Here is a 23,417-nt window from a genome sequence, read left to right as displayed (position 1 = left end):
TACGTGCCGCGCGTCAGTCGCGAAGCAGCGCGATGACCTCGGCGAACTCGTCCACGAAGGCCGCGTTGATGGTGAGGTAGGAGAATCCCAGCTCGTCGCGCCAGCGCAGCAGCCGGTCCGCGTTCTGCCGCGGACTGCCTGGTAGCACCGTCATCGCGCCTTCGGCAGCCAGCGTCGCCACGCTCACTTTCATGAACTTCTCCAGCCACGGTGCGGGCTTGTCGCCGACGGCGAACAACGACATCGCCAGCTCCACGTCGTCGAACCGATCACCCGATCGACGGAAATCGTCCACAATGGACTTCGCCTCGGCCTCGGTTGTCCGCGGCTGCCACGCGAACGTCACGATGTCCGCCTCCCGCGCGGCCAGCGCCCGCATCTTCGGCCCGCCCGCGGCGAGCAGCAACGGTGGACCGGGCTCGCGCTTGAGGAACGCGATGGTCTCCTCCAGGTGCGCGAGCCGTTCCGCGCCGGTGCCGAACGAACCGCCGAAGGACGCCACCCTTTCGGCCGCGTCCGGACGGCCCGTGCCGAGCCCCAGTTCGAACCGTTCGCCGGTGAACCGGTGCAGCGAACGCGCCTGCCAGTCCAGCAGCCGCCGGTCGCGGAACTTGTCGACCGCCACCCACGTGCCCACCTTCAACCGGGTGGTCACCGCCGAGGCGGCGGACAGGATGGTGAACGGGTCGAGCTCCAGCTGCGGATCGGGCGAGACGAGAGTGTCGTAGCCGAGGTCTTCGGCGCGGCGCGCGAGTGCTGTCCAGGACGGCAGGTCGGGCGCGCTACCGACGATGCCGAAGCGAAACGGTCGATCAGTCATGCTCCGATCGTGGCCCCGTCGGGCGACGATCACATCCGCCGACGGACGTCAACCGGGCGTACGCGCGTCAGAGTACGGCGACGCTCAGCGCCTGCGCGATTTCCTTGCCCAGCGCGTGCGTTGTCGCATCCGGTGGCGAACCCACCTTCACCACCAGCGGGCCGCCGAACGGCTGCCGCTCCACCACCTCGATGCGCTCGCCGAGCCCGATCTCGTTGTCGGACAGGTACCGCAGCAGGTTCGGGTCGGTGTCCCAGACCCGCACGATCTTGCCGACCGCGCCCGGCTCGAGCTGGTCGAGCAGCCGCGTCGGCAGCTCCTCGACGCTGCCGTCCGCTGCCGGGATCGGGTCGCCGTGCGGATCACGCACCGGATTGCCCAGCTTCGCCGCGATGCGCTCGACCAGCCGGTCGGAGACGGCGTGCTCCAGCGCGTCGGCCTCGGCGTGCACCTCGTCCCAGGTGTAGCCCAGCTCCTGGACCAGGTAACTCTCGATGAGCCGGTGCCGCCGCAGCACCCCGCGGGCGAGCAGCCGCCCGGCCGGGGTCAGCTCGATCCCGCGATACGGGACGTGTTCGACCAGCCCCTGCTGGGAGAGCTTCGTGACCATGCCCGACGCCGACGACGGGCTCACCTCCAGCCGTCCGGCCAGCGAGGTGTTCGTGACCGCCTCACCGCGCTCGACCAGGCCATAGATCACCCGGATGTAGTCCTCGATCGAGGACGACGACCGGCGGCTTGGGCTGTCAGGCATGCGAACAACTCTACGGGGTACAGGTCACTCATTGCTGCGGCGGCGACCACCGGTACTTGATCCACCCGCCCACCGGCTCGGCCCCGAGCCGGGCGTAGAAGGCGGCCGCGCGCTCGTTGCCGTCCTTCATCTCCCACTCCACCCGGCCCGAGGTCCGCGCCCGCAGCGCGTTCAGCAGCTCCCTGCCCAGCCCGTGCCTGCGGTGGTCCGGACGAATGAACAGGTCGTCCAGCCAGATCCCCGGCCGCGCGTCCCAGGTGGAGAAGTTCCACGAGCACAAGGCGAATCCGGCCACCACGTCCGGCCGCCGCGGCGGCGTCGCGATCAGCACCCATGCCTTCGGCTCTGGCCCGAACAGGTGTTTGGTCATCTCCGCGCGATCGAGCACCAGCGTCTCGTTGCCTTCGTACCGCGCGTGTTCCTCGATCAGCGCGCAGATTTCCGCCGCGTCGGCGACCTCGGCGTCCCGGACCGGCATCCGCTCATCCCCTCTCGTACACCAGCGCCCCGCCGACCACGGTCGCCAGCACGCTCGCTTGCTCGATGTTCTCAAGCGGATCGGCGCTCAGCACGGCGAAATCGGCGAGCTTCCCCGGCTCGATTACGCCCACCTCCCGCTCCCGGAACGCCGCGTACGCCGAGCCATACGTGTACGCGCGCAGGGCCTGCTTCGGCGTGAGCCGCTCGTCAGGGCCGAGCAGATGGCCACTCGACGTGCGCCGCCGCACCAGATCGATCATGCCGAGCAGCGGGGCGCCGTTGACCACGGGCCGATCCGAGCTGCCCGGCAGCACGAGACCCGCGTCGAGGAAGGACTTCTGCCGGTAGCACCAGTCCTCGCGATCCGGGCCGAGCGCGGCGGCCATCCCGTCGCCGATTTCGGTGATGAATCGCCCTTGTGGCACCGGAATCAGCCGCAGCTCGGCGACGCGCGCCAGCTCCGCGGGCGAGAGCACGGCGCAGTGTTCGATGCGGTGGCGGTGATCGTGGCGCGGATTCGCCCGCAGCGCGGCCGCATAGGCGTCCAGCACAACGGAAATCGCCCTGTCCCCGATCGCGTGTGTCGCGATCTGCCAGCCCGCCGCGTGCGCCCTGAAGATCGTGTCCGCCAGCTCTTCTTCGGGCAGCTGGAAGTAGCCGCGATTGCCCGGCTCGCCGGCGAAATCTTCGTGCATCGCCGCCGTGCGCCCGATCAGCGAACCGTCGGCGAACAGTTTCATCGGCCCGATCCGCACCCATTCGTCACCCAGCCCGCTGCGCAGCCCCAGATCGAGCCCGAACCCGGTGCCGGCGGGCAGCTCGTGCAGCATCGCCGAGGAAACCATCAGCGTGGTGCGCACACGCAACAGCCCGCGATCCCGCGCCTGCTGGTACGCCGCGACCTCGATCGGCGTCTCGCCGACCAGCCCACCGCCGACTCCGGCCTCCTGCACACTCGTGATGCCCTCGGCCAGGTACCGCTCGCCGGCCCGGTCGATCGCGCGGATCACGGTCTCCACCGGGGTCGGGAAGGTCAGCGGCTGCAACAACAACTGTGCCTGCTCGCGCAGCAACCCCGTCGGCGAGCCCTGTTCGTCGCGCGCCACATCGCCACCGACAGGCACGTTCGCCAGGTCGAGCCGGTCGAGCACCAGTGTGTTCACCACGCACATGTGCCCCGACGTGTGCCGCAGCCGCACCAGGTGTCCCGGCGCCACGCGGTCCAGCCCGTGCCGGGTGGGATGCCCGCCGACCAAGCGATTCTGGTCGTACCCGCTGCCGATCACCCAGCTGCCTTCGGGCAGTTCGGCTGCCCGCTCGGCGATCGCCGCGTACACCTCGTCCACGTGCTCGCACTCGCCGAGCGACACCTCGTCGAGGCTCATCCCGAACCAGGCCATGTGGTTGTGCGCGTCGTGGAACCCTGGCACCACGACGGCGCCGCCGAGGTCGACCCGGTTCGCCGTGGACAACGACTCCGCGTCCTGGTCCAGCGCGACCACCCGGCCGTTCAGCACGGCCACCGCGGAAACCCAGCGATCACCGGAAAGCACCCGCGCGTTCTCGTACACGGCATCGACTCGCATAGCGCCGACCCTATCGATCGATCGATCGGGCCGTCTAGACTCGGCGGCATGAGTACCGTGGAGGTCTCCCGCACCGACAGCGTCGCGCACGTCTGGTTCAACCGGCCGGAAAGCCTGAACGCCGTCAACGCCGTCCTGGTCGACGACCTGCTCACGGCGCTGGACGAGGTGGCGAAGGCCGACATCGGCGCCGTGGTGCTCGCCGGGCGCGGCCGCGCGTTCTGCGCCGGGCACGACCTCAAGGAGCCCACGCCCGGCGGCGATTCCCGGGCCCGGCTGGAGCGACTGCAGGAAGTCACCCGACGGTTGCGCACGTTGCCGCCGGTCATCGCCGCCGTGCACGGCTACGCGATCGGCGCGGGCGCGGAGTTCGCGCTGGGCTGTGACCTGATCCTGGCGGCCGAGGACGCCGTGTTCTCGTTCCCGGAAACCGGGCTCGGGCTCAGCGTGACCGGCGGCGCGTCCCGGCTGCTGCCCCAGCTCGTGGGCCCGTTGAAGGCGAAGGAGCTCGTCCTGCTCGGCGAACGGATCGACGCGCGGAAGGCAGCGGAACTGGGGCTGGTCAACGCGGTGTTCGCGGACGTGCTGGCGGCGGCGAGCGACTGGGCCCACCGCATCGCCGCCCGCCCGTCGGTCACGCTGGCCAAGCGCGCGCTCGACACGGACACGGGCCTGGACGCTGCGCTGGAGCTGGAGATCAGCCACGCGCTGATCACCGAAAACACGCCTGAAGTCGCCCGCGCCGCCGAAGACTTCCGGAGCCGGGGTTGATCCCGCTCGATCAGGTCGACGATCTCGTCACCCTCGTCCGGCGAGCGGCCGCCCAGTGGCCGGATCGCGTCGCTTGGATCTTCGACGAGACCGGTCTGCGCTGCACGTTCGCCGAGGTGGAGCGGCGCAGCACCCGGCTGGCGTTCGCGCTGCTCGAACTCGGCGCCGAGCCGGGCGACCGGGTGGCCGTGATGCTGCGCAACGAGCCGGAATTCCCGTTGCTGTGGCTGGCTTTGGCCAAGATCGGCGCGATACTGGTCCCGGTCAACGTCAACTACCGCGAGCTCGACGGGGCACACGTGCTGCGGCATTCCGGCGCCCGGTTCGCGGTCACCGGGCCGGAGTTCGCCGGGCTGCTCAAGCGGATCGCCGCCGAGACAGCGCTGGAACGCGTACTCACCGTCGACGAGCTGCACGCGGAATCCCTTGCCGCGGCGGAATTCGAGGCGGCGGGGGAACAGGCGGTGAACATCCAGTACACCTCCGGCACCACCGGCGCCCCCAAAGGGTGCGTGCTGCCGCACCGCTACTGGCTGACCCTCGCCCGCGGCCTGGTCAGCGAGTTCCCGGCGATCTCGGCGGAGGACACGATCCTCACCGCGCAACCGTTCCACTACATCGATCCACAGTGGAACGTCGTGCTCGGCCTCGCCTCCGGCGCCACCCTCGTCGTGCTCGACAGGTTCCATCCCGCCACGTTCTGGGAGCGGATCCGCGAGTACCGGGTCACCTGGTTCTACTGCCTCGGCCTGATGCCGACACTGCTGCTGCGCACCCCGGAAAGCGCGGTCGATCGGGAGCACGACGTGCGCGCGATCAGCGCTTCGGCCATCCCGCCCGATCTCCATGCGGCGCTGGAACGCCGCTGGGGCGCGCCGTGGTTCGAGGCGTTCGGGATGACCGAAACCGGTGCCGACATCCGGATGTCCGAGCTGGACCACGACGAGCTCGTCGGCACCGGCTGCATCGGCACCCCCACCCGCGATCGTGAGGCGATGATCGTCGGCGAGAACGGGAAACCCTTGCCCCGAGGGCAAACCGGTGAGCTCGTGCTGCGCGGGGTCGGCCTGATGCACGGCTACTACCAGGATCCGGAGGCGACCGCGCGGGCGTTCCGCAACGGCTGGTTCCACACCGGCGACCTGGCCACAATGGACGTCCACGGCCGGATTTTCTACGTCGGGCGGACGAAGGACATGATCCGCCGCAGCGGCGAGAACATCTCCGCCGACGAGGTCGAGCGCGCGCTGCTGCTGCATCCCGCGGTCCGGCTGGCCGGAGTCGTCGCGGTGCCGGACGAACTGCGCGGCGAAGAGGTGAAGGCGTTCGTGGTGCTGGCAGCCGGTGCGGAGCCGGAGGAACTGGCGGAGTTCTGCGCGGGGAAGCTCGCGTATTTCAAGGTGCCGCGCTACTGGACACTCGCCGACTCCCTGCCGCTGACCCCGTCGGAACGCGTCGCCAAGGCGCAGCTGCGGGAGTCGAGCCTGCCCACCTACGACCGGGTCCGGCACACATGGCTCTGACCAGCGAGCAACGAGTCCGCCGTGCGGCGGTGAAACTGTTCGCGGACAAAGGTTTCCACGGCACCGGCATCCGCGATCTGGCACAGGCGGCCAAACTCTCCTCGGCAAGCCTGTACCACTACATGGGCACCAAGGAGGAACTCCTCGCCGGGATCATGCGCGAATGCCTCACGCGACTGCTCACCGGTGCCCGCGAGGTCGCCGCGGGGCAGGCCGATCCCCCGGCGCGGCTGGCCGCGCTGGTCGCCCTGCACGTGCTGACCCATGCCCGCCGGCCAGCCGAAACCCGGGTGGTCGACAACGAGGTGCACGCGCTTTCCGCGGCCACGCGGCGCGAGATCGTGCGGCTGCGCGACGCCTACGAACAACTGTGGGCCGAAACGATTCAAGACGGCCTGGCCGAGGGCGTGTTCCACGACTCACAACCGGCCGTGACCAGGCTCGCACTGCTGGAAATGTGCAACGGCGTGGCCCGCTGGTATTCGCCGCGCGGGCCACTGGAACTCGATCACCTCGCCATTCATTACGCGATGCTCGCGCTGCGCATGGTCGCCAGTGCGGAAAGTGATTGCGCGGCCGCCGTACGAGCCGCGTCCGAGGTGGTATCGACGGTGTGGCGCACGCCCCTCTAGCTGGGGATTCTCGGGCAATACCTTGCCCGGAGGGCGTAACTGAGGGACCCTCGAAGGGTGAGTGAGCAAACGATCCAACTGGAACTGGACGACTCGGGTCTCGCACCAGGGCTGCCGGTCCCGACAAACCCTCGCGATCAGGTACAGGACGTGCCTTACCGTCCCGTGGAATTCCGCGACGACGACCTACCCACCGCACTCCAGCGTTGCGCCACCTGGTTGCGTAACGCACAGGAGTGGCTCGGCGAGCCGCTCGACGTACTCGCCATTCACCTCGACTACGACGAACGTGAGGGTTCGCCCTACTACGACGTCAAAGTTCTGTGCAACGAGGAGGACCTAGCGGGCGTGCCGATCGCCCTGCGCGCCCAGTCCAGCTAACCTCCTCTCCGGCCGAGCGGAAGGGGCACCCCGCCACACCGGTGCCCCTTCCCCGGCCGATCCGGGCCTCCGTAAGCTGTGCGGGCTTCCCGGAGATCATCGAATGGCGCGACGTGCCGCCGGACCAGAGGGGCACGTGGAATGCGTCGTGCGATACCAGCCGCCTGGTGCGTCGTTCTGCTCGCCTGGGCCTGGACGCAACTCGCCACCGGCACCCCATTGGCCGAGCTCGGCCAATGGGCGCTCGCCATCGGCACCGGCATCCTGCTCCCGGGTTTCGCCCTCGTCCGCGCGGTGCGCGCGGCCTCCGCCCCACTGATCGAAGATCTCGCCTGGGCCGCCGTCGCCGGCTGCGTCGTCGCGATGGGCGGCTGGGCGCTGGACGTGGTGCTGCCCTGGGCGCCGCCGCCGTGGGTGTTCGGGCCGGTCGTCACCGTCGTACTGCTGACGCTTCCGGTCGCACGTAAGCGAATTCTCGCCAGACCGGCGCCAGGCTGGGGCCTCGGCGCGAACCTCGGTGTCGTCGGCGCGCTGCTGGTCGCCGTCGCCTGGATGACCACCGACTACCTGCGCTACAACCCGCTGGACCCGGGCGCGGCCGGGCACGGGTACTACTACGACACCACGTTCCAGGTCGCCGTCCTCGGGGAGCTGCGGCGCACCCTGTGGCCCGGATATCCGCTGGTGAGTGGAGATCCGTTCGCATACCACTGGTTCCTGCACGCGATCACCGCACACCTGACCACCGGCACCGGGGTGGATCCGTTCGACTCGATGCTCCGGCTCGTGCCGGTAACCCTGTTTCCGGCGGTCGTGCTGTTGTCCGCCGTGGTGGCCCGGCGGGTCGCCGGCACCGCGCGGGCCGGGGCGGTCTGCGCGGCGCTGCTGACCGTGACCGGCGCAACCGTCGCCACCGTCTGGTCCACCGACGGCGACGCGCCCCTGATGGTCCAGGGCTACTGGGCCTCGTCGCTCACGTCGGCGTTCGGCTGGCTGCCCACGGTCGCGGTCGCGGGTGTGGTGGTCGCGGTGCTGCGACGGTCGCCGGACGATCGCGCGGTGCCGGTGTGGTTGCTGGTGCCGCTCGTTCTCCTTGCCGCGGGGGCGAAATCGGCCGATCTCGCGGTGCTGCTGGGCGGCACGGTGCCGGCGCTGGGCGCGCTGCTCGTCCGTCGCAAGTGGATGGTGGTGTGGCGGGCGGTGGCGATCAACCTGCTCGTCGGCGGGGTGCTGCTGATCGCAGGGTGCACCATGTACAACGGCGGGGATTACGGTCTGCAGATCGGGCTCGGCGGGTCGATCCGGCAGACGGCCGCGAACCTGTTCCCGAATGCCGTGCCGCCGAGAGGCAGCGAGCTGTTCCTTGCGCCGCCTCATGTTCCGTTCGCCCCGTTGCTGGCCGCGGCCGTGCTTTACCTGGTGCCACTGCTGCCCAGGTTCGTCGGTTTTCTGCCGCTGCTGCGCAGGCGGCCCCTTGACCCGGCGATGTGGATCTTCCTGGGTACCGTGCTCGCCGGCCTCGGCGCGATGCTCGTCTTCCGCCATCCGGGAAACTCGAACATCTACTTCCTGGTCGCCGCGTATCCCGTGGGCCTGGTCGGTTCGGCCTGGGGCATCAGCGAGCTGCGCTGGGGCCGGACGGCTTGGGCCGGGCTGGGGCTCGGTGCGGTGTGCACGCTGGTCATCGCCTGGTTCGCGGGCGGTCACCCACCTTCGTCGATCACCGGCAAGCTCGGCCCGCTCACCGCGCTGGCGGCGGCGGTACTGGTGATCGGCATCTTCGGCTTCGTGCTTCGGCGCCGGGCGTTGGTGGCCTTCGCGGTGCTCGGCACCGGGCTGCTGTCCACCGGGCTCTACCTGACGCAGGCATCCACCGCGCCGAGCTACAACCACGCGGTCACCGCCGTCGCCGACACGGACCTGCCGGTGACGCGCGACGAACTCGCCGCGGGCCGCTGGCTGGACGCGCATGCGGGACGCGACGACGTGTTGGCCGTGAACCGCGTGTGCACCCAGCGCACTCCGGATCCGTGCACGGGGAAGCTGTACGACATGGGGGCCTTCGCGCAGCGGCGGGTGGATGTCGAAGGCTGGGCCTATGCGCCGCGCAATCTGGATTCCGCCTGGCAGAGCACGGTTTGGTACGCCAATCAGCCGTTCTGGGACCAGCCGCGCTTGGCTGAGCAACTGACCGCGTTCACCGCGCCGACCCCCTCGGTACTCGACGCGCTGCGGGCTCGCGGCGTGCGCTGGCTGGTCGCGGACACCCGGGCGCCGGTGCACGAAAAGGCCCTGGACGCACTCGCGCCCAGGGCCCTCACGCTGCCGACGATGGTGATCTGGCGGCTCTAGCCGAGCACGCCGCCCACCTTCACGTGGCCCTTGAGCAGGTTGCGCGCGATGGTGCGGCGCTGGATTTCGTCCGTGCCCTCGTAGATGCGCAGCAGCCGCAGCTCGCGGTACCAGCGCTCCACCGGCAGCTCACGGGTGTAGCCCATGCCGCCGTGGATCTGCAGCACCCGGTCCACGATCTCGTTGGCCTTCTGGCCGCCGTACAGCTTCGCGATCGACTGCGCGTGGCGCGAGTCGATGCCCTGGTCCACCTGCCAGGCGGCGTGCAGCACCAGCCAGCGCAGCGCCTCCAGCTCCACGCCGGAGTCCGCGATCATCCACTGGATCGCCTGCCGCTCCGCGATCTTCTGCCCGAACGTCTCACGCGTGTTCGCGTGCTCGATCGCCATCGACAGCAACCGCTCGCACGAACCGATCGCGCGGGCGGGCAGCAGGTAGCGGCCGCGGCCAATCCACTGCATCGCCAGGTTGAAGCCCTTCCCGACCTCGCCGAGGATCTGGCTCTCCGGCACCCGCACGTCCTGGAAGATCAGCGAGGCCGGGCCCCATTCGCCCATGGTGTCGATGTACTCGGACTTCCAGCCCGCCTCGCGGTCGACCAGGAAACAGGTCACCCCGCCGTTGGCGCCCTTCTCCGGGTCGGTGACCGCGAAGACCATCACGAAGTCGGCCTCGTTCCCGCCGGTGATGAAGGTCTTCTCACCGTTGATGACCCAGTCGGCGCCGTCCTTGCGGGCCGTGGTGCGGATGGCCTTCGCGTCGGAGCCGGCGCCCGGCTCGGTAATGGCGAAGCAGGATTTGCGGTCACCCGCGATGGTCGGCAGCAGGTAACGCTGCTTCTGCTCTTCGTTGGCGTAGAACAGGATGTTGTCCGCCGACCCGCCGAACCGGAACGGCACGAACGTCTTGCCCAACTCGGCCTCGAGCAGCGCGGTCATCACGGCCGAGAGGCCCATGCCGCCGTACTCCTCCGGGGTCTGCACGCCCCAGAAGCCCGATTCCTTCGCCTTGAGCTGCAGGCTCCGGTGCTCTTCCGCGGTCAGCCCCGGCTGCCCGGCGCGCTCGCGGCGCAGCACTTCGGGTTCCAGTGGGGTGAGCTCCTTCTGCACGAAGGTGCGGACCCAATCCCGCACCTCACGCTCTTCCGTGCTCAGAGTGAAGTCCATCGCGAGCCCTCCAAGGCGAGTTACTAAGCGCTTGCTTACCTCAAGGCTAACGCAAACCCCGGCCACCCCGAAACCCGAGCGCCCCGGCAGGGTCGCCCGGTGGCGTTCGCGCAGGGCGTAGGTTGGGCGCGTGATCGAGTGCGCGGTGTGGTGGGCCGAGCCCTTGCCCAACGAGTCCCGTTACCTGACTTTCCTCGACGAACCGGAGCGCGGCCGGCATCAGGCCTACCGGCGGGAGATCGACCAGCGCCGTTTCCTGACCGGCCGGGTGCTGGCGAAAACGGTGCTCGGCGACCGGCTCGGCCGGTCCCCGGAGACGATCCGGTTCGACGCCACCTGCGCCGACTGTGGAAAACCCCACGGCAAACCCCGGCTGGCGGGCACCGAGTTCTCGATCTCGCACTCCGGCGACCGGATCGGCCTGGCCGTGACCAGCGCACCTGTCGGTTTGGACGTGGAAACCGACACCCGCCGCGCTGATGATCCGTTGATCGAATACGCCCTGAACGAGACCGAGCGCGAGGCGCTGACCGGGTTGAGCGCCGAGGAAAAGGTCACGGCGTTCTTCCAGTACTGGACGCGTAAGGAAGCCTTGATGAAGGCGACAGGGCAGGGCCTCAAAATCCCACTGCACAGCATCACCCTGATCGACGGCCGCCTCGCCGCGTCCTCCGACGCGGCATTGGACCCGGCGACGACCCGTCTCGCGGACCTCACCCCCGGCGAGGGCTATCGCGCGGCGGTCGCGGTCCTCACGACGCAGGAGATCGAGGTGCGGGAACAGCTTTGGCCTGGTTAGGGCGGGCGGGGCGTGGGCGTGGCGGGGTCTTGGCTCGCGTTGCCGAGCGTCCTAAAGGTCCAAACCCATCGCCCGCAGCAATGTCTGGAACTTCGCCGAAGTCTCGTCCAGTTCGGCTTTCGGGTCCGAGGCCGGGACGATGCCACCGCCCGCATACAACCGCATCGAGTGCTCGGCCACCTCGGCGCAGCGGATCGACACCGCCCACTCGCCGTCGCCGTTCGCGTCCATCCAGCCGACGGCGCCGGCGTAGTAACCCCGGTCGAACGGCTCCAGTTCGCCGACCAGTTCCCGTGCCGCGTCGGTGGGGGTGCCGCAGATCGCGGGCGTCGGGTGCAGGGCCGCGGCCAGCCGCAGGGCCGTCACGTCCCGGTCGACCAGCTCGCCGCTCACCCGCGTGCCTAGGTGCCACATCGTCGGCGTGGACACGAGCGACGGCTCCCGCGGCACCTCGAGGCGGCGGCAGAACGGGCGCAGCGTCTCGACGATCGCTTCGGTGAGCACGGCATGTTCGATGTGGTCTTTCTTCGACGCCGCAAGGGTTTCACCGTTCTCGCGGTCCGTCACCGGGTCGGCCGAGCGTGGGGCCGAACCGGCGTGCGGATGCGAAACAACCTGTCCACCGGACCGCGACAGCAGCAGCTCGGGCGTGGCGCCGAGAAGCATCCGCTCGCCGGGGAGGCTCGCGGCGAACGTGTACGCGCCCGCCTTGTCCGCCACCAGATTGTGCAAAATCGCCTGTACGGGCACGGTCTCGTCGAATTCGAGGTCCAGCGCACGCGCCAGCACCACCTTGCGCAACCCGCGCTCGCTCAGGATTTTCACGGCGCGCGCCACAGCCTCAACGTGACGTACAGGTTCAGGCACGGCGCGCACGGACGAAGGGGCGCCGACAGCCTTGCGGGGCGAAGGCTGCACGGGGCCGGCGATCCGCACCGACTGCGGCAGAACGATGTGCCCCGGCGCGGCAGCCGTGTCGAACGGCAGGACCCCTACGGCGAGCGAAGCCGGAGAAGCGGGCAACGCGGCCGAGACCGCTTCGCTCAAGGCGACGACGTCAGTGCCGGTGAAGGTGTCGGCGGAACCCGAGCCGTGGATCGTGCGGCGGGGGGTTCCGAAAAAATAATCCCCAGGTGTGAATTCTTCGAGTAGCTCTCGCGCGTCCACAACATCCATTGTGAGCGCATTCCGGCAGACACGCGTCGCGAACTACGTCACGTGCACCGCCCGGCGCACACGCAAACCGGCGGACACGGGCGCAAACGCACGCCATGCCCGCCGGTACGAGGAAGCTACCCGAGCACGTCGATGAACACCCCGCCCCAGCGGTCAACCAGCGGCGCGCACACGCAAACCGGCGGGCACGGGTGCAAACGCACGCCGTGCCCACCGGTGCGAGGGGCTACTTGAGCGCGTCGATCAGCGCTTCGCGCTGGCGCTCGCCAAGACCGGCGGCGCGCCGGTCCGGGTCGATGCCGGCCTGCTCGAGCAGGGCGGCGACCTTCACGGCACCGAGGCCGGGCACCGCCTTGAGCAGCTGCGTGACCTTGGTCTTGCCGATCGTCTTGTTTTCCTTGGCCTTGAGCAGCACCTTGTCGATGCTCTGCTGGCCGGACTTGATCGACGCGAGCAGCTCGGAACGAGCCTTGCGGGCCTCAGCGGCCTTGGCCAGCGCTTCCGCACGCTGCTCCGGAGTCAACGTAGGCAGAGCCAACGTACTTGTCCTTCCTGTATCGGATATCCGCTCTCGCGGTGACGACCGGGCACCCAGCGGGTGCTTGCACCTGCAAGCGCTGGCCAGGCCGTCCTGTCCACGGCCCCAGTAAACGCCACCTGGGCCGATGCCGCGAAATCGACACGCGCGACCTCGCCCGGTCGGGGCGGGGTCGAACGCTTCTGGCGGGAAGCGGCACCTACGACTTAGAGTCACCGTCAACGCACGTTCACCGCCGAACACAGCCCGCGGGAGTGGCCCATGTTGAGCACGATGCAGGACGGACAACTCTCCATCGCCACGCTGCTGCGCCACGGCAGCAAAGTGCACTCGACCAGCGAAATCACGACCTGGACCGGCACCGGTGCGCGGCGCGAGACGTTCGCCGAGCTCGGTGCGAATTCGGCCCGGCTCGCCAACGCGCTGCGTAGCCTCGGGATCACCGGCGACCAGCGTGTCGGCACGTTCATGTGGAACAACGCCGAGCACATGGCGGCCTACTGCGCCATCCCCGCGATGGGTGCCGTGCTGCACACGCTGAACATCCGGCTGTTCCCGGAGCAACTGGTCTTCGTCGCCAACCACGCCGAGGACCAGGTCGTCATCGTCGACGGCACCCTCGTCCCGCTCCTGGCCAAGCAGCTGCCGGCGATGAAGACGGTCCGGCACGTCATCGTCGCCAACGGGGACGCCAAGGCGCTGGAGGCGCCGGCGGGCGTGGAGGTGCATTCCTACGACGAGCTGCTGGCCGCGCAGCCGGACACCTTCGACTGGCCCGAGGTGGACGAGCGCTCGGCGGCTGCGATGTGTTACACCTCTGGCACAACGGGTGACCCGAAAGGTGTCGCGTACTCGCACCGCTCTATCTGGCTGCACTCGATGCAGGTGTGCATGACGGACTCGATGCGCCTGGCCGAGGACGACACCGCGCTGGCGATCGTCCCGATGTTCCACGCGATGTCGTGGGGCCTGCCCTACGCGGCGCTGATGATCGGCGCTTCGCTGATCATGCCCGACAGGTTCCTCCAGCCCGAGCCGATCGCGAAGATCCTGGCCACCGAAAAGCCCACCTTCGCCGCCGCCGTGCCAACGATCTGGCAGGGCCTGCTGCAGTACCTCGACGCGAACCCGCAGGACATCTCGCACCTGCGCGAGGTCGTGGTCGGCGGTTCGGCCGCGCCGCCGTCGATGATGCACGCCTTCGAGGAGAACTACGGCGTGCCGATTCTGCACGCCTGGGGCATGACCGAGACGTCTCCGCTGGGCAGCGTCGCCCGCCCGCCGGCGTCGGCCACGGGTGACGCGCGCTGGGCGTACCGGTACACGCAGGGCCGCTTCCCCGCTTCGGTGAGCGCGCGGCTGATCGGCGATTCCGGCGAGGAACTGCCGTGGGACAACGAAGCGGTCGGTGAACTCGAAGTGCAGGGCCCGTGGATCGCGGCTTCGTACGTCGGCGGTTCGGACATCGACCCGGAGAAGTTCCACGACGGCTGGCTGCGCACCGGTGACGTCGGCAAAATCAGCTCGGACGGCTTCCTCACGCTGACCGACCGGTCCAAGGACGTGATCAAGTCCGGTGGCGAGTGGATCTCGTCGGTCGATCTGGAGAACGCCGTCATGGGGCACCCGGCGGTGGCCGAGGCCGCGGTGATCGGCGTGCCGGACGAGAAGTGGGACGAGCGCCCGCTGGTCGCCGTCGTGGTGCGGGAAGGCCAGCAGGTCACCGCCGCCGAACTGCGCGAGTTCCTCGGCGACAAGGTGGCCAAATGGCAGCTGCCCGAGCACTGGACCTTCATCGAGGAGGTGCCCAAGACCAGCGTCGGCAAGTTCGACAAGAAGCGGCTGCGGGCCCTGAACCACGACGGAAAGCTGGACATCACGCATTTCTGAGACGGGCGGTCGTCCTGCGATTGGTCCTTTCCTTGCGCTGCAACAGCAACGGACGCGCGGAGCGCAAACACCGAAACGGTGATCGTCAACCCGCTATCGTGATCGGCATGGCCGAACTCGACGAAGAGGGCACCGCGCTGTTCCACCAGACCATGCCGTTCACTAAGCGGCTCGGGGTCGAGGTGCTGGCGCACGGCAAGGACAGCGTGCAGGCGCGCCTGGCCTGGGAAGAGTCGCTGTGCACGATCGGCGGGGTCCTGCACGGCGGCACGCTGATGTCGCTCGCCGACGCCACCGCCGCGGTGGCCGCTTTCCTCAATCTGCCCGACGGCGCGAAGGGCACCACGACGATCGAGTCGAAGACGAACTTCCTGCGTTCGGTGCGCGACGGCCACGTGACGGCCACCGCGAAACCGTTGCACGCCGGGCGCAAAGTGATCGTGGTGGAAACCGAGCTGCACGACGACGCGGGCAAGCTCGTTGCCAAAGTGACACAAAGCCAGGCGGTCCTGTAACAGGTTGGTGGTTTACACCAATGGCTCGTAGCGGGAAAATTTTACGATGACCCGGATGCGTGCCAGCCGTTTGCTCACCGTGTTGACCATCGCGATCCTGGCGACGGTCACGGCCGTGCCCGCGCAAGCGGATTCCGCGCGGACGTCGGGCGAGGCCGTCGACTACCACGAGTGGTCCGGACGGCAGTTCCACTCGGGCGAGTCGGCGGGGGTGGCGATCGGCGACGGGCTGTCCATCGCCCGCCCCGCCGGCACAACGACGTACGCGGGCCGCACGTATGAGTACGCGCAGTGGACTTCGCCGGTGTTCCGCCAGGGCTTCGACGCGACGCAGCTGATCGCCTCGTGGAACGCGCGCACCCCGCGGCAGACGTGGCTGCAGGTGGAGGCACAGGGCCGGGCGAGCACGGGCGCGGAGACGGCGTGGTACGTGATGGGCCGGTGGGCCAGCGGCGACGAAGGCATCCAGCGCACCAGCGTCGACGGCCAGGACGACGCGAACGCGACGGTGGACGTGGACACGCTGAAGATGAAGCCCGGGGTCACACTGCGCTCGTACCGGCTGCGCGTCAGCCTGTACCGGGAGCCGGGCAGCACGGCGAGCCCGGTGCTGACGTCGATCGGCGCGATGACGTCCAACGTGCCCGACCGGTTCGAGGTGCCGGCTTCCCAGCCCGGCAAGGCTTCCGGGATCGAACTGCCGGTGCCGGCCTACGCACAGAACATCCACAAAGGACAGTTCCCGGAGTACGGCGGCGGCGGGGAGAACTGGTGCAGCCCCACGTCGACGGAGATGGTGACCGAGTACTGGGGCCGGAAGCCGAGCGCCGAGCAGCTGTCGTGGATCCCGGCGGACTACCCGGATCCGACGGTGGACTACGCGGCGCGCTACACCTACGACTACGCGTACGAAGGCACCGGGAACTGGCCGTTCAACACGGCCTACGCGGCGGAGTTCGGGCTGCGCGGGCACATCACGCGGTTGAAGTCGCTGAACGACGTGGAGGACTACATCGCGCGTGGCGTCCCGGTGATCACCTCGCAGTCGTTCCGCGCGGATGAACTGGACGGCGCCGGGTACGGGACTGCGGGGCACATCATGGTGATCATCGGGTTCACCAAGGACGGGGACGTGATCGTGAACGACCCCGCCTCGAACAGCGACGGCAACGTCCGCACCGTGTACAAGCGGGCGCAGTTCGAGACGATCTGGCTCCGCACGCAGCGCTACACCGACACGGGCTCGATCGCCTCCGGCGCCGGTGGCATCGCCTACCTCATCACCCCGTAACCCCCGGCGAACCATCCTCCACGCGGCCGGCAAAGCGGCGGGAGAAACCGCCGGAGGCGGTGACAGTCACGTCGTACCAGCCTTGTGCGGTGCGCACGTCTTCGACGTGGGAAGACCCGGCAGGCACCGTGATCTTCCGCGTGGCAATGGTGACCTCGGCAGCGCGTGCGCCGCTGTTCGCGATCGTCAGGCGTGGTGAAGTACCTTGCAGCACAAGCGAAACCTCCACCGGACCATGCCCGGTGAACGAACGCAGGAAGCCGTTCGGCCCGTACAGGGCGATGTCGTCCGACAGCACCGAAGCCGTCGCCTTTCCGTCGGCGTCCACGAAGTATGTGGAAGGAAGCAACCCCTTGGGGTGCAAGGAAAGCTGCACCGCACCCGCGCCCGAGTTCGACATCTCCACCTTGAACGACCCGGCCGCCGTCGAAGCGTTCGCCAGCACCTGGTACGGCAGCGCCCGCGCCGGCCGGGTGCCCGGCTCCTGTACCGGCATTTCTTGTGCACCAACGGAAGGCGGCGCGGGCGTCGGCAGCGACGGCTCGACCTTGTCCACCTCACGCTGCATCGCGGCGGTGTCCGGCAGCATCGGGATCTTCGTGTCGTGCTCCCGGAAGTCGAACGCGCCGGTCAGGTCGCCGGCGATCGCGCGGCGCCACGGCGAGATGTTCGGCTCCCGCACGCCCGTCCACCGCTCCAGGAACCGGATCACCGAGGTGTGGTCGGTGACCTGCGAGTTCACCCAGCCACCTCGGCTCCACGGGGAAATCACGGTCATCGGCACGCGCGGCCCGAAGCCGATCGGCCGCCCACCGACGAACTCCAGCGGGGTGCCCGGCGCGGGTACCGGCGGCAGGACGTGGTCGAAGAACCCGTCGTTTTCGTCGTAGTTCAGGAAGACGGCCGTCGAGTTCCACAGTTTCTCGTTCGCGAACAGTGCCTGCAGCATCGTGTCGACATAACGCGCGCCGTCCACCGGCCGGGCCCGCGGGTGCTCGCAGTACGCATACGGCGCCACGACGAACGAGACCCGCGGCAGCGTCCCGGCGCGGCAGTCCGCGATGAACTCCGCCAGCACGTGGTTCGGGTCGTGGCCCTGGCCCGAGTTCGGCAGCCACCCGTCGTGCACGCTCGCGCGCTCCGCCAGCTGGCGCTTCGCCGGGTCGGGCGAGGCGAGGGCGTCGTGGTAGGCCTGGAACAGCCAGAGCGGGTTGTCGCCGTAGTCGCCGACCCAGCCGTCCTCGCCGCCGCCGTCACCGACCTCCTTGTTGGCGTAGACCTTCCACGGGATTCCGGCGGCCTGCAGCCGTTCGGGATAGGTCGTCCAGTTGTAGACCGGGTTGTAGTCGGCCGGGTTGTTGATCGCGGGCCCGCCTGCGCGGCCCTCCGGGTCGATGGTGCCGGTGAACAGGAACAGCCGGTTGGGCGTGGTCGGCCCCTGAATGGAGCAGAAGTAGTTGTCGCAGATCGTGAACGCGTCCGCGAGCGCGTGGTGGTAGCGGATGTCGCTGTCGGTGAAGTACGACATGGTCAGCTCGGTTTTCGCGGCGACCCAGCCGTTGTAGTTCCCGCCGGCCCACGCCGCGTGCGTGCCGTCCCAGCTGTGGTCGAGGTCGGCCAGCTGCTGACCGTCGACCTGCCAGGTGTCCACGTGGAACGGCAGCAGGTACCCGCCGTCGGTGCGTTTCGGGTCGGGCTGCCGGAACACGCCGGTCAGCGCGGACTTGTCGGAGAAGCCGCGCACCCCGCGCAGGGTTCCGTAGTAGTGGTCGAACGACCGGTTTTCCTGCATCAGCACGACGACGTGTTCGACGTCGTCCAGGCTGCCGCGTTTGCGCGGCTCGGCGGCGGCCTCGGCCATTCCGGCCGGGAGCCCGGCGAGTGTCGCGCCGCCGGCGACACCGGTGAGGAAACGACGACGGTTGATGTCCGCGGGTGGAGTCACCGCGTCAGCCAAGCACTCCGAGCCGTATCACGCATGAATTTCGCGTGACCGCGAGGCGGCGCAAGGGCACTTTCACTGGCTGATTCCGACATATCTCTCACTCGCGATGGGTGTGGGTGTCGTGGCAAGCTGCGAAGGACGATCGTCGAGAAAGGTGGGCGAAGATGCCGCACGAGGTACAGGGAGTCGTGTCCCGGGCGAAGGGTGAGCCGGTCTCGCTGGAGACGGTGCTGGTGCCCGATCCCGGCCCTGGCGAGGCGGTGGTCTCGGTCAAGGCCTGCGGCGTCTGCCACACCGACCTGCACTACCGCGAGGGCGGCATCAACGACGAGTTCCCCTTCCTGCTCGGCCACGAGGCGGCCGGGTTCGTGGAGCAGGTGGGCGAGGGCGTCACGGACGTGGCGCCCGGCGACTTCGTGATCCTCAACTGGCGCGCGGTGTGCGGCACCTGCCGGGCCTGCAAGCGCGGTAAGCCCTGGTACTGCTTCTCCACGTTCAACGCGAGCCGGCCGATGACGCTGGCGGACGGCACGAAGCTCAGCCCTGCCTTGGGAATCGGGGCGTTTCTGGACAAGACCCTGGTACACGCCGGACAGTGCACGAAGGTCAGCCCGGAGGCCGAACCGGCCGTCGCGGGCCTGCTCGGCTGCGGGGTGATGGCCGGGATCGGCGCGGCGATCAACACCGGCGCGGTGACCCGCGGGGACACCGTCGCGGTGATCGGCTGCGGCGGCGTCGGCGACGCGGCCATCGCGGGCGCCCGGCTGGCCGGCGCGCGCACCATCATCGCGCTCGACACGGACGACCGGAAACTGGAGTGGGCCAAGGGTTTCGGTGCCACCCACACGTTCAACTCGCGCGGCAAGAGCGAGGACGAGGTGGTCGAGGCGATCCAGGACCTGACCGAAACCTTCGGCGCGGACGTGGTGATCGACGCCGTCGGCCGCCCCGAGACGTGGCGGCAGGCCTTCTACGGCCGGGATCTCGCGGGCACCGTGGTGCTCGTCGGCGTGCCTACTCCGGACCTGCGCTTGAACGACGTTCCATTGATCGACTTCTTCTCGCGCGGCGGCTCGCTGAAGTCCTCGTGGTACGGCGACTGCCTGCCTTCGCGGGACTTCCCGATGCTCGTCGATCTGTATCTGCAGGGCAGGCTGCCGCTGGACAAGTTCGTCACTGAGCGGATTGGTCTGGACGGCGTGGAAGGCGCGTTCGACCGGATGCACCGCGGCGAGGTGCTGCGCAGCGTGGTCGAGTTCGGCTGATCTCGCCTCTCCACAAGGGAAAACGGCACGTGGCGAATGGTTTCGCCGCCCTGCAAGGAACACGGGAGCGTGATCGTCTAATATCGCCCGCCTGAAACCGAATAGGGCACGGTGGCAACGTTCATGGACGATGACAGTCACACTGCGTTCAGGCAGTACCGGTCCCAGTCTTCGGATCCCGATGCAGATGCACGTTCATCTGCACGGGCATCCAGTCTGGCGAACACCCGGGCCCGACGAACCACCGCTCGCGTCGCCGACGATCTACTGTTGGACGCGGCGCGGCGGTGTGTGCTCTCGGTAGGGCTCCGGCGGGCGACGCTGGCCGAAATCGCGCGAACCGCGAAGGTCAGCAGGATGACGCTGTACCGGCGTTTTCCCGATGTTCGCAGCGTGCTTTCGGCGCTGATGACCAGGGAGTTCGGCGCGCTGCTGCACGAAGCGAGCGCGGCGGCCGCGGGGGCGCAGACGGCCCGGCAACGATTGGTGCACAGCGCCGTCGCGGCGGTCCGGCTGCTCAACGACGACGAGCTGATGCGCACGGTGATCGATGTGGACACCGAGCTTTTGTTGCCGTACATAGTCGATCGCCTCGGCGGGACACAACGGGTCGGCGAACAGGTGATCAAGGCGCATCTGGAAGCCGGCAAGCAGGACGGCTCGATCCGCGGCGGCGATCCCGTCGTGCAGGCGAGAGCCATACTGCTGGTGGTCCAATCCTTCGTCCTGTCGCTGCGCGCGGCGACGCTGGACGTCGACAGCAAGGCGCTGCTCGGCGAGATGTCGCGCCACCTCGACGCCGCACTACGACCCTGAACGCCAGGACAAAACCCGGGAAAGCCGATCCACTTGACTTTCCCGGGTTTTGTCGTGTCAGCGGAAGGTGCGGAGAACCTTTTCCTTGTGCTGCAACGGACGTGTGCAGAGCGCGTTAGGGATCGGTTAGGCGGCGGGGTGTGGGCGACATCCGGTCCACTGTGGACCTCGACTTGAGCAGTCTGTCGTCCACCACGTAACAGCGCGAGCGCCCGCTTCGCCTGCGAACGCAAAAATGCCCTCTCTCATACCGTTGAGAGAGGGCAGTTCCGCCGTGGCGAAAGATCAGCGTTCGGTGATCTTGGTGTACTCGCGTTCCTTCTCGCCGGTGTAGATCTGGCGCGGGCGGCCGATCTTGGTCTGCGGGTCCTGGATCATCTCCCGCCAGTGCGCGATCCAGCCGGGCAGCCGGCCCAGCGCGAACAGCACGGTGAAGAACTTGGTCGGGAATCCGAGCGCCCGGTAGATCAGGCCGGTGTAGAAATCGACGTTCGGGTACAGCTTGCGCTCTACGAAGTAATCGTCGGAAAGCGCGGTTTCTTCCAGGGTCTTGGCAATCTCGAGCAGTTCGTCGTGCACGCCGAGCTTGTTGAGAATCTGGTCGGCGGTCGCTTTGATGATCTTCGCGCGCGGGTCGTAGTTCTTGTAGACCCGGTGCCCGAAGCCCATCAGCCGGACGCCCTTTTCCTTGTTCTTCACCCGGTTCACGAAGTCCGCGACGTCGCCGCCGTCGGCCCGGATGCCCTCCAGCATCTCCAGCACCGCGCTGTTCGCGCCGCCGTGCAGCGGGCCGAACAGGGCGTTGATCCCGGCCGAGATGCTGGCGAACAGGTTCGCCTCGGACGAGCCGACGAGCCGCACCGTTGAGGTGGAGCAGTTCTGCTCGTGGTCGGCGTGCAGGATGAACAGCAGGTCGAGGGCCTTGGCGATCTCGGGGTCCACCTCGTAGGGCTCGGCGGGCAGCCCGAAGGTCATCCGCAGGAAGTTCTCCACCAGGCCGAGCGAGTTGTCCGGGTAGAGGAACGGCTGGCCGATGGACTTCTTGTACGCGTACGCGGCCAGGGTGGGCACCTTGGCCAGCAGGCGCACGGTGGACAGCTCCACGTTCGGCTCGTCGAACGGGTTGAGCGAGTCCTGGTAGAAGGTCGACAGCGCGGAGACGGCGCTGGAGAGCACCGGCATCGGGTGCGCGTCGCGCGGGAAGCCGTCGAAGAAGCGCTTCAGGTCCTCGTGCAGCAGGGTGTGCCTGCTGATCTTCGAAGTGAAGTCGTCCAGCTGGGCCTGCGTCGGCAGCTCACCGTAGACGAGCAGGTAGGAGACCTCGATGAACGTCGAGTTCGCCGCGAGCTGCTCGATGGGGTAGCCGCGGTAGCGCAGGATGCCGGCGTCACCGTCGATGTAGGTGATCGCCGAAGACGTGGAACCGGTGTTGACGAACCCCGGGTCGTAGGTGATGTACCCCGTCTGTGCGAGCAGCTTCCCCAGTTCGATACCGGGAGCACCCTCGACGGCGTTGACCACCTTCAGTTCGTGTTCGCCGGTCGGCAGGCGCAGCGATACCGTGCTGCCGCCGGACGCCGCAGTCGCGTCGGACATGCAAGTCCCTCTCACGGTCACACGGGTCGGCGGCGCCTGCAGGTCGCACAGGCAGCCATTTGTTCGCGCGTGACCGGAAATTCAGTCTCGGCGCACACCGCCCCGCTGGGGTATGAATTCCAGCCTTAACGCTAGTCGAATGACCGGGCTTCGCGCAGCCATTGTGTTACCCAGAGCAAACCGTTGGGATCAGATTCACACCATTTCCTCAGTCTTCGGCGGCTCGGCACCACTGCGCGACACCGTGATCGCCGCCGCCTTCGCCGCGAACGCGAGCGCCGCACGCCATTCCGGCTCACCGAGTTCGGTGATGGCGCGCACATTGTGCTGGTGCAGCCAGGCGAGAAGTGCTCCCTGCACGGTGTCCCCGGCGCCGATCGTGTCGACGACCTCGACCCGCTCGGACGGCACAGTGATCTCGGCCGATCCGGTGTGGACGGCAAGCCCGTCGGCACCGCGGGTGAGGACGACCGCGTCGACACCGGCGTCCAGCCATCCCTTGGCCGCCGTCACCGGGTCGGCTCCCCCGGCCAGCCACGCGGCGTCATCGTCGGACAACTTCAGCAGGCGCACGTCGGGGAGCCAGGACAGGAAACGCTCGCGGTAGGCGTCCGCGTCGGCGATCAGGTCGGCCCGGATGTTGGGGTCGAGCGCCGTCAGCACGCCACGCGCGGATTCTCGGCGCAGCATGGTTTCGTACGTGGTGGCGCCGGGCTCGAGCACCATGCCCAGGGTGCCGAGGCAGAGCACGGACACGTTCTCCGGCAGCGGACCCGGGTCGGCGACCAGCCTGTCCGCGGTGCCCTCGGTGTAGAAGGCGTAGCTCGCGGCGCCCCGCTCATCGAGGGCGACCACGGCGAGGGTGGTGGGCTCGCCGCCCGACTGCACCATCGATATGTCGACTTCCGAGTCGGTCAACCGCTCGCGCAGCGCCCGCCCGAAGCGGTCCCGGGAAATCCGGGACAGGAAGGCCGTCGGCGCGCCGAGCCGCCCGGCCGCCAGCGCCACGTTGTACGGCCCGCCACCGAGCCTCGGCAGCAGCGAGGTCAGGTCGTTGTCCACTTTGGATTCTCCGGGCACCAGGTCGACCAGTGCCTCACCACCCACCACGATCACGGAGG

The 23,417-nt window shown here is 68.6% G+C and carries 21 protein-coding genes; 11 read left to right on the top strand and 10 right to left on the bottom strand.

Going from position 1 to position 23,417, the window contains the following annotated elements:
- Positions 1 to 13 precede the first annotated feature (13 nt).
- The 4 genes from VHD82_RS20865 to VHD82_RS20850 all read right to left on the bottom strand — a co-directional run bounded on the left by VHD82_RS20865 (position 14) and on the right by VHD82_RS20850 (position 3,640).
- Positions 14 to 820, bottom strand: coding sequence for an LLM class flavin-dependent oxidoreductase (locus VHD82_RS20865; RefSeq protein ID WP_325706270.1), 807 nt, complete (start codon positions 818 to 820; stop codon positions 14 to 16).
- Positions 821 to 887: 67 nt separating this feature from the next.
- On the bottom strand, positions 888 to 1,574 hold the full coding sequence (locus tag VHD82_RS20860) for a metal-dependent transcriptional regulator (RefSeq protein ID WP_325706267.1): 687 nt from the start codon (positions 1,572 to 1,574) through the stop codon (positions 888 to 890).
- A 28-nt stretch (positions 1,575 to 1,602) separates the two neighbouring features.
- The gene (locus tag VHD82_RS20855; RefSeq protein WP_325706263.1) at positions 1,603 to 2,052 is read right to left on the bottom strand and encodes a GNAT family N-acetyltransferase; all 450 of its coding nucleotides are present in this window, start codon (positions 2,050 to 2,052) and stop codon (positions 1,603 to 1,605) included.
- 4 nt (positions 2,053 to 2,056) lie between these two features.
- The gene (locus tag VHD82_RS20850; protein WP_325706259.1) at positions 2,057 to 3,640 is read right to left on the bottom strand and encodes an amidohydrolase; all 1,584 of its coding nucleotides are present in this window, start codon (positions 3,638 to 3,640) and stop codon (positions 2,057 to 2,059) included.
- Positions 3,641 to 3,688: 48 nt separating this feature from the next.
- Between VHD82_RS20850 and VHD82_RS20845 the strand changes: the two genes are divergently transcribed.
- The 5 genes from VHD82_RS20845 (at position 3,689) to VHD82_RS20825 (ending at position 9,299) form a co-directional block, all read left to right on the top strand.
- Positions 3,689 to 4,411, top strand: a complete 723-nt coding sequence (locus VHD82_RS20845; RefSeq protein ID WP_325706256.1) for an enoyl-CoA hydratase/isomerase family protein — start codon at positions 3,689 to 3,691, stop codon at positions 4,409 to 4,411.
- Entirely contained in the window at positions 4,408 to 5,934 is a 1,527-nt protein-coding gene (locus VHD82_RS20840; protein WP_325706253.1) for an AMP-binding protein, read from the top strand. Before VHD82_RS20845 ends, VHD82_RS20840 begins: the two co-directional genes overlap by 4 nt.
- Positions 5,925 to 6,566, top strand: a complete 642-nt coding sequence (locus tag VHD82_RS20835) for a TetR/AcrR family transcriptional regulator (protein WP_325706250.1) — start codon at positions 5,925 to 5,927, stop codon at positions 6,564 to 6,566. The genes VHD82_RS20840 and VHD82_RS20835 overlap by 10 nt, the downstream gene beginning before the upstream one ends.
- 57 nt (positions 6,567 to 6,623) lie before the next feature.
- Positions 6,624 to 6,947: a hypothetical protein gene (locus VHD82_RS20830; RefSeq protein WP_325706247.1), complete on the top strand. Its 324-nt coding sequence runs from the start codon at positions 6,624 to 6,626 to the stop codon at positions 6,945 to 6,947.
- A gap of 141 nt (positions 6,948 to 7,088) precedes the next feature.
- On the top strand, positions 7,089 to 9,299 hold the full coding sequence (locus VHD82_RS20825) for a hypothetical protein (RefSeq protein WP_325706244.1): 2,211 nt from the start codon (positions 7,089 to 7,091) through the stop codon (positions 9,297 to 9,299).
- On the opposite strand, the gene VHD82_RS20820 is transcribed toward VHD82_RS20825, so the two are convergent.
- Positions 9,296 to 10,465 (bottom strand): acyl-CoA dehydrogenase family protein, encoded by a 1,170-nt coding sequence (locus VHD82_RS20820; protein ID WP_325706241.1) that lies wholly within the window; start codon positions 10,463 to 10,465, stop codon positions 9,296 to 9,298. The genes VHD82_RS20825 and VHD82_RS20820 overlap by 4 nt on opposite strands.
- Before the next feature lie 130 nt (positions 10,466 to 10,595).
- On the opposite strand from VHD82_RS20820, the gene VHD82_RS20815 reads away from it, so the two are divergent.
- Positions 10,596 to 11,264 (top strand): 4'-phosphopantetheinyl transferase family protein, encoded by a 669-nt coding sequence (locus VHD82_RS20815; protein WP_325706238.1) that lies wholly within the window; start codon positions 10,596 to 10,598, stop codon positions 11,262 to 11,264.
- Between the two features lie 51 nt (positions 11,265 to 11,315).
- Here the strand turns inward: VHD82_RS20815 and VHD82_RS20810 are convergent, their stop codons facing one another.
- Both VHD82_RS20810 and mihF read right to left on the bottom strand, forming a co-directional pair.
- Positions 11,316 to 12,440, bottom strand: a complete 1,125-nt coding sequence (locus VHD82_RS20810; protein WP_325706235.1) for an isochorismate synthase — start codon at positions 12,438 to 12,440, stop codon at positions 11,316 to 11,318.
- A gap of 226 nt (positions 12,441 to 12,666) precedes the next feature.
- A complete protein-coding gene (gene mihF / locus VHD82_RS20805; protein WP_325706232.1) occupies positions 12,667 to 12,978 on the bottom strand; it encodes an integration host factor, actinobacterial type in 312 nt (103 codons plus the stop codon).
- Positions 12,979 to 13,239: 261 nt separating this feature from the next.
- Here mihF and VHD82_RS20800 point away from each other — a divergent pair, with 261 nt between their 5' ends.
- From VHD82_RS20800 to VHD82_RS20790, 3 genes are all read left to right on the top strand, one after another.
- Positions 13,240 to 14,868 (top strand): long-chain fatty acid--CoA ligase, encoded by a 1,629-nt coding sequence (locus VHD82_RS20800; RefSeq protein ID WP_325706229.1) that lies wholly within the window; start codon positions 13,240 to 13,242, stop codon positions 14,866 to 14,868.
- Positions 14,869 to 14,975: 107 nt separating this feature from the next.
- Positions 14,976 to 15,383 carry a PaaI family thioesterase gene (locus VHD82_RS20795; protein WP_325706226.1) on the top strand — a complete coding sequence of 136 codons (408 nt, stop codon included), beginning with the start codon at positions 14,976 to 14,978 and terminating at the stop codon, positions 15,381 to 15,383.
- 55 nt (positions 15,384 to 15,438) lie between these two features.
- Positions 15,439 to 16,674, top strand: coding sequence for a peptidase C39 family protein (locus tag VHD82_RS20790; RefSeq protein WP_325706223.1), 1,236 nt, complete (start codon positions 15,439 to 15,441; stop codon positions 16,672 to 16,674).
- Here the strand turns inward: VHD82_RS20790 and VHD82_RS20785 are convergent.
- Positions 16,664 to 18,619, bottom strand: coding sequence for a phosphocholine-specific phospholipase C (locus VHD82_RS20785; protein ID WP_325706220.1), 1,956 nt, complete (start codon positions 18,617 to 18,619; stop codon positions 16,664 to 16,666). The genes VHD82_RS20790 and VHD82_RS20785 overlap by 11 nt on opposite strands.
- 164 nt (positions 18,620 to 18,783) lie before the next feature.
- Between VHD82_RS20785 and VHD82_RS20780 the strand changes: the two genes are divergently transcribed.
- Positions 18,784 to 19,884 (top strand): S-(hydroxymethyl)mycothiol dehydrogenase, encoded by a 1,101-nt coding sequence (locus VHD82_RS20780; RefSeq protein ID WP_325706217.1) that lies wholly within the window; start codon positions 18,784 to 18,786, stop codon positions 19,882 to 19,884.
- A 270-nt stretch (positions 19,885 to 20,154) separates the two neighbouring features.
- On the top strand, positions 20,155 to 20,700 hold the full coding sequence (locus tag VHD82_RS20775; protein WP_325706214.1) for a TetR/AcrR family transcriptional regulator: 546 nt from the start codon (positions 20,155 to 20,157) through the stop codon (positions 20,698 to 20,700).
- Between the two features lie 285 nt (positions 20,701 to 20,985).
- Here VHD82_RS20775 and VHD82_RS20770 read toward each other — a convergent pair whose 3' ends face one another.
- Entirely contained in the window at positions 20,986 to 22,296 is a 1,311-nt protein-coding gene (locus tag VHD82_RS20770) for a citrate synthase (RefSeq protein WP_325706211.1), read from the bottom strand.
- A gap of 195 nt (positions 22,297 to 22,491) precedes the next feature.
- On the bottom strand, positions 22,492 to 23,412 hold the full coding sequence (locus VHD82_RS20765) for a carbohydrate kinase (RefSeq protein WP_325706208.1): 921 nt from the start codon (positions 23,410 to 23,412) through the stop codon (positions 22,492 to 22,494).
- Positions 23,413 to 23,417 lie beyond the last annotated feature (5 nt).

It is taken from the genome of Amycolatopsis sp. (assembly GCF_035546795.1).
Classification (GTDB): Bacteria; Actinomycetota; Actinomycetes; order Mycobacteriales; family Pseudonocardiaceae; genus Amycolatopsis_E.
Note: the sequence above shows the minus strand (reverse complement) of the source record. Positions and strands in the feature narration are given on the sequence as shown.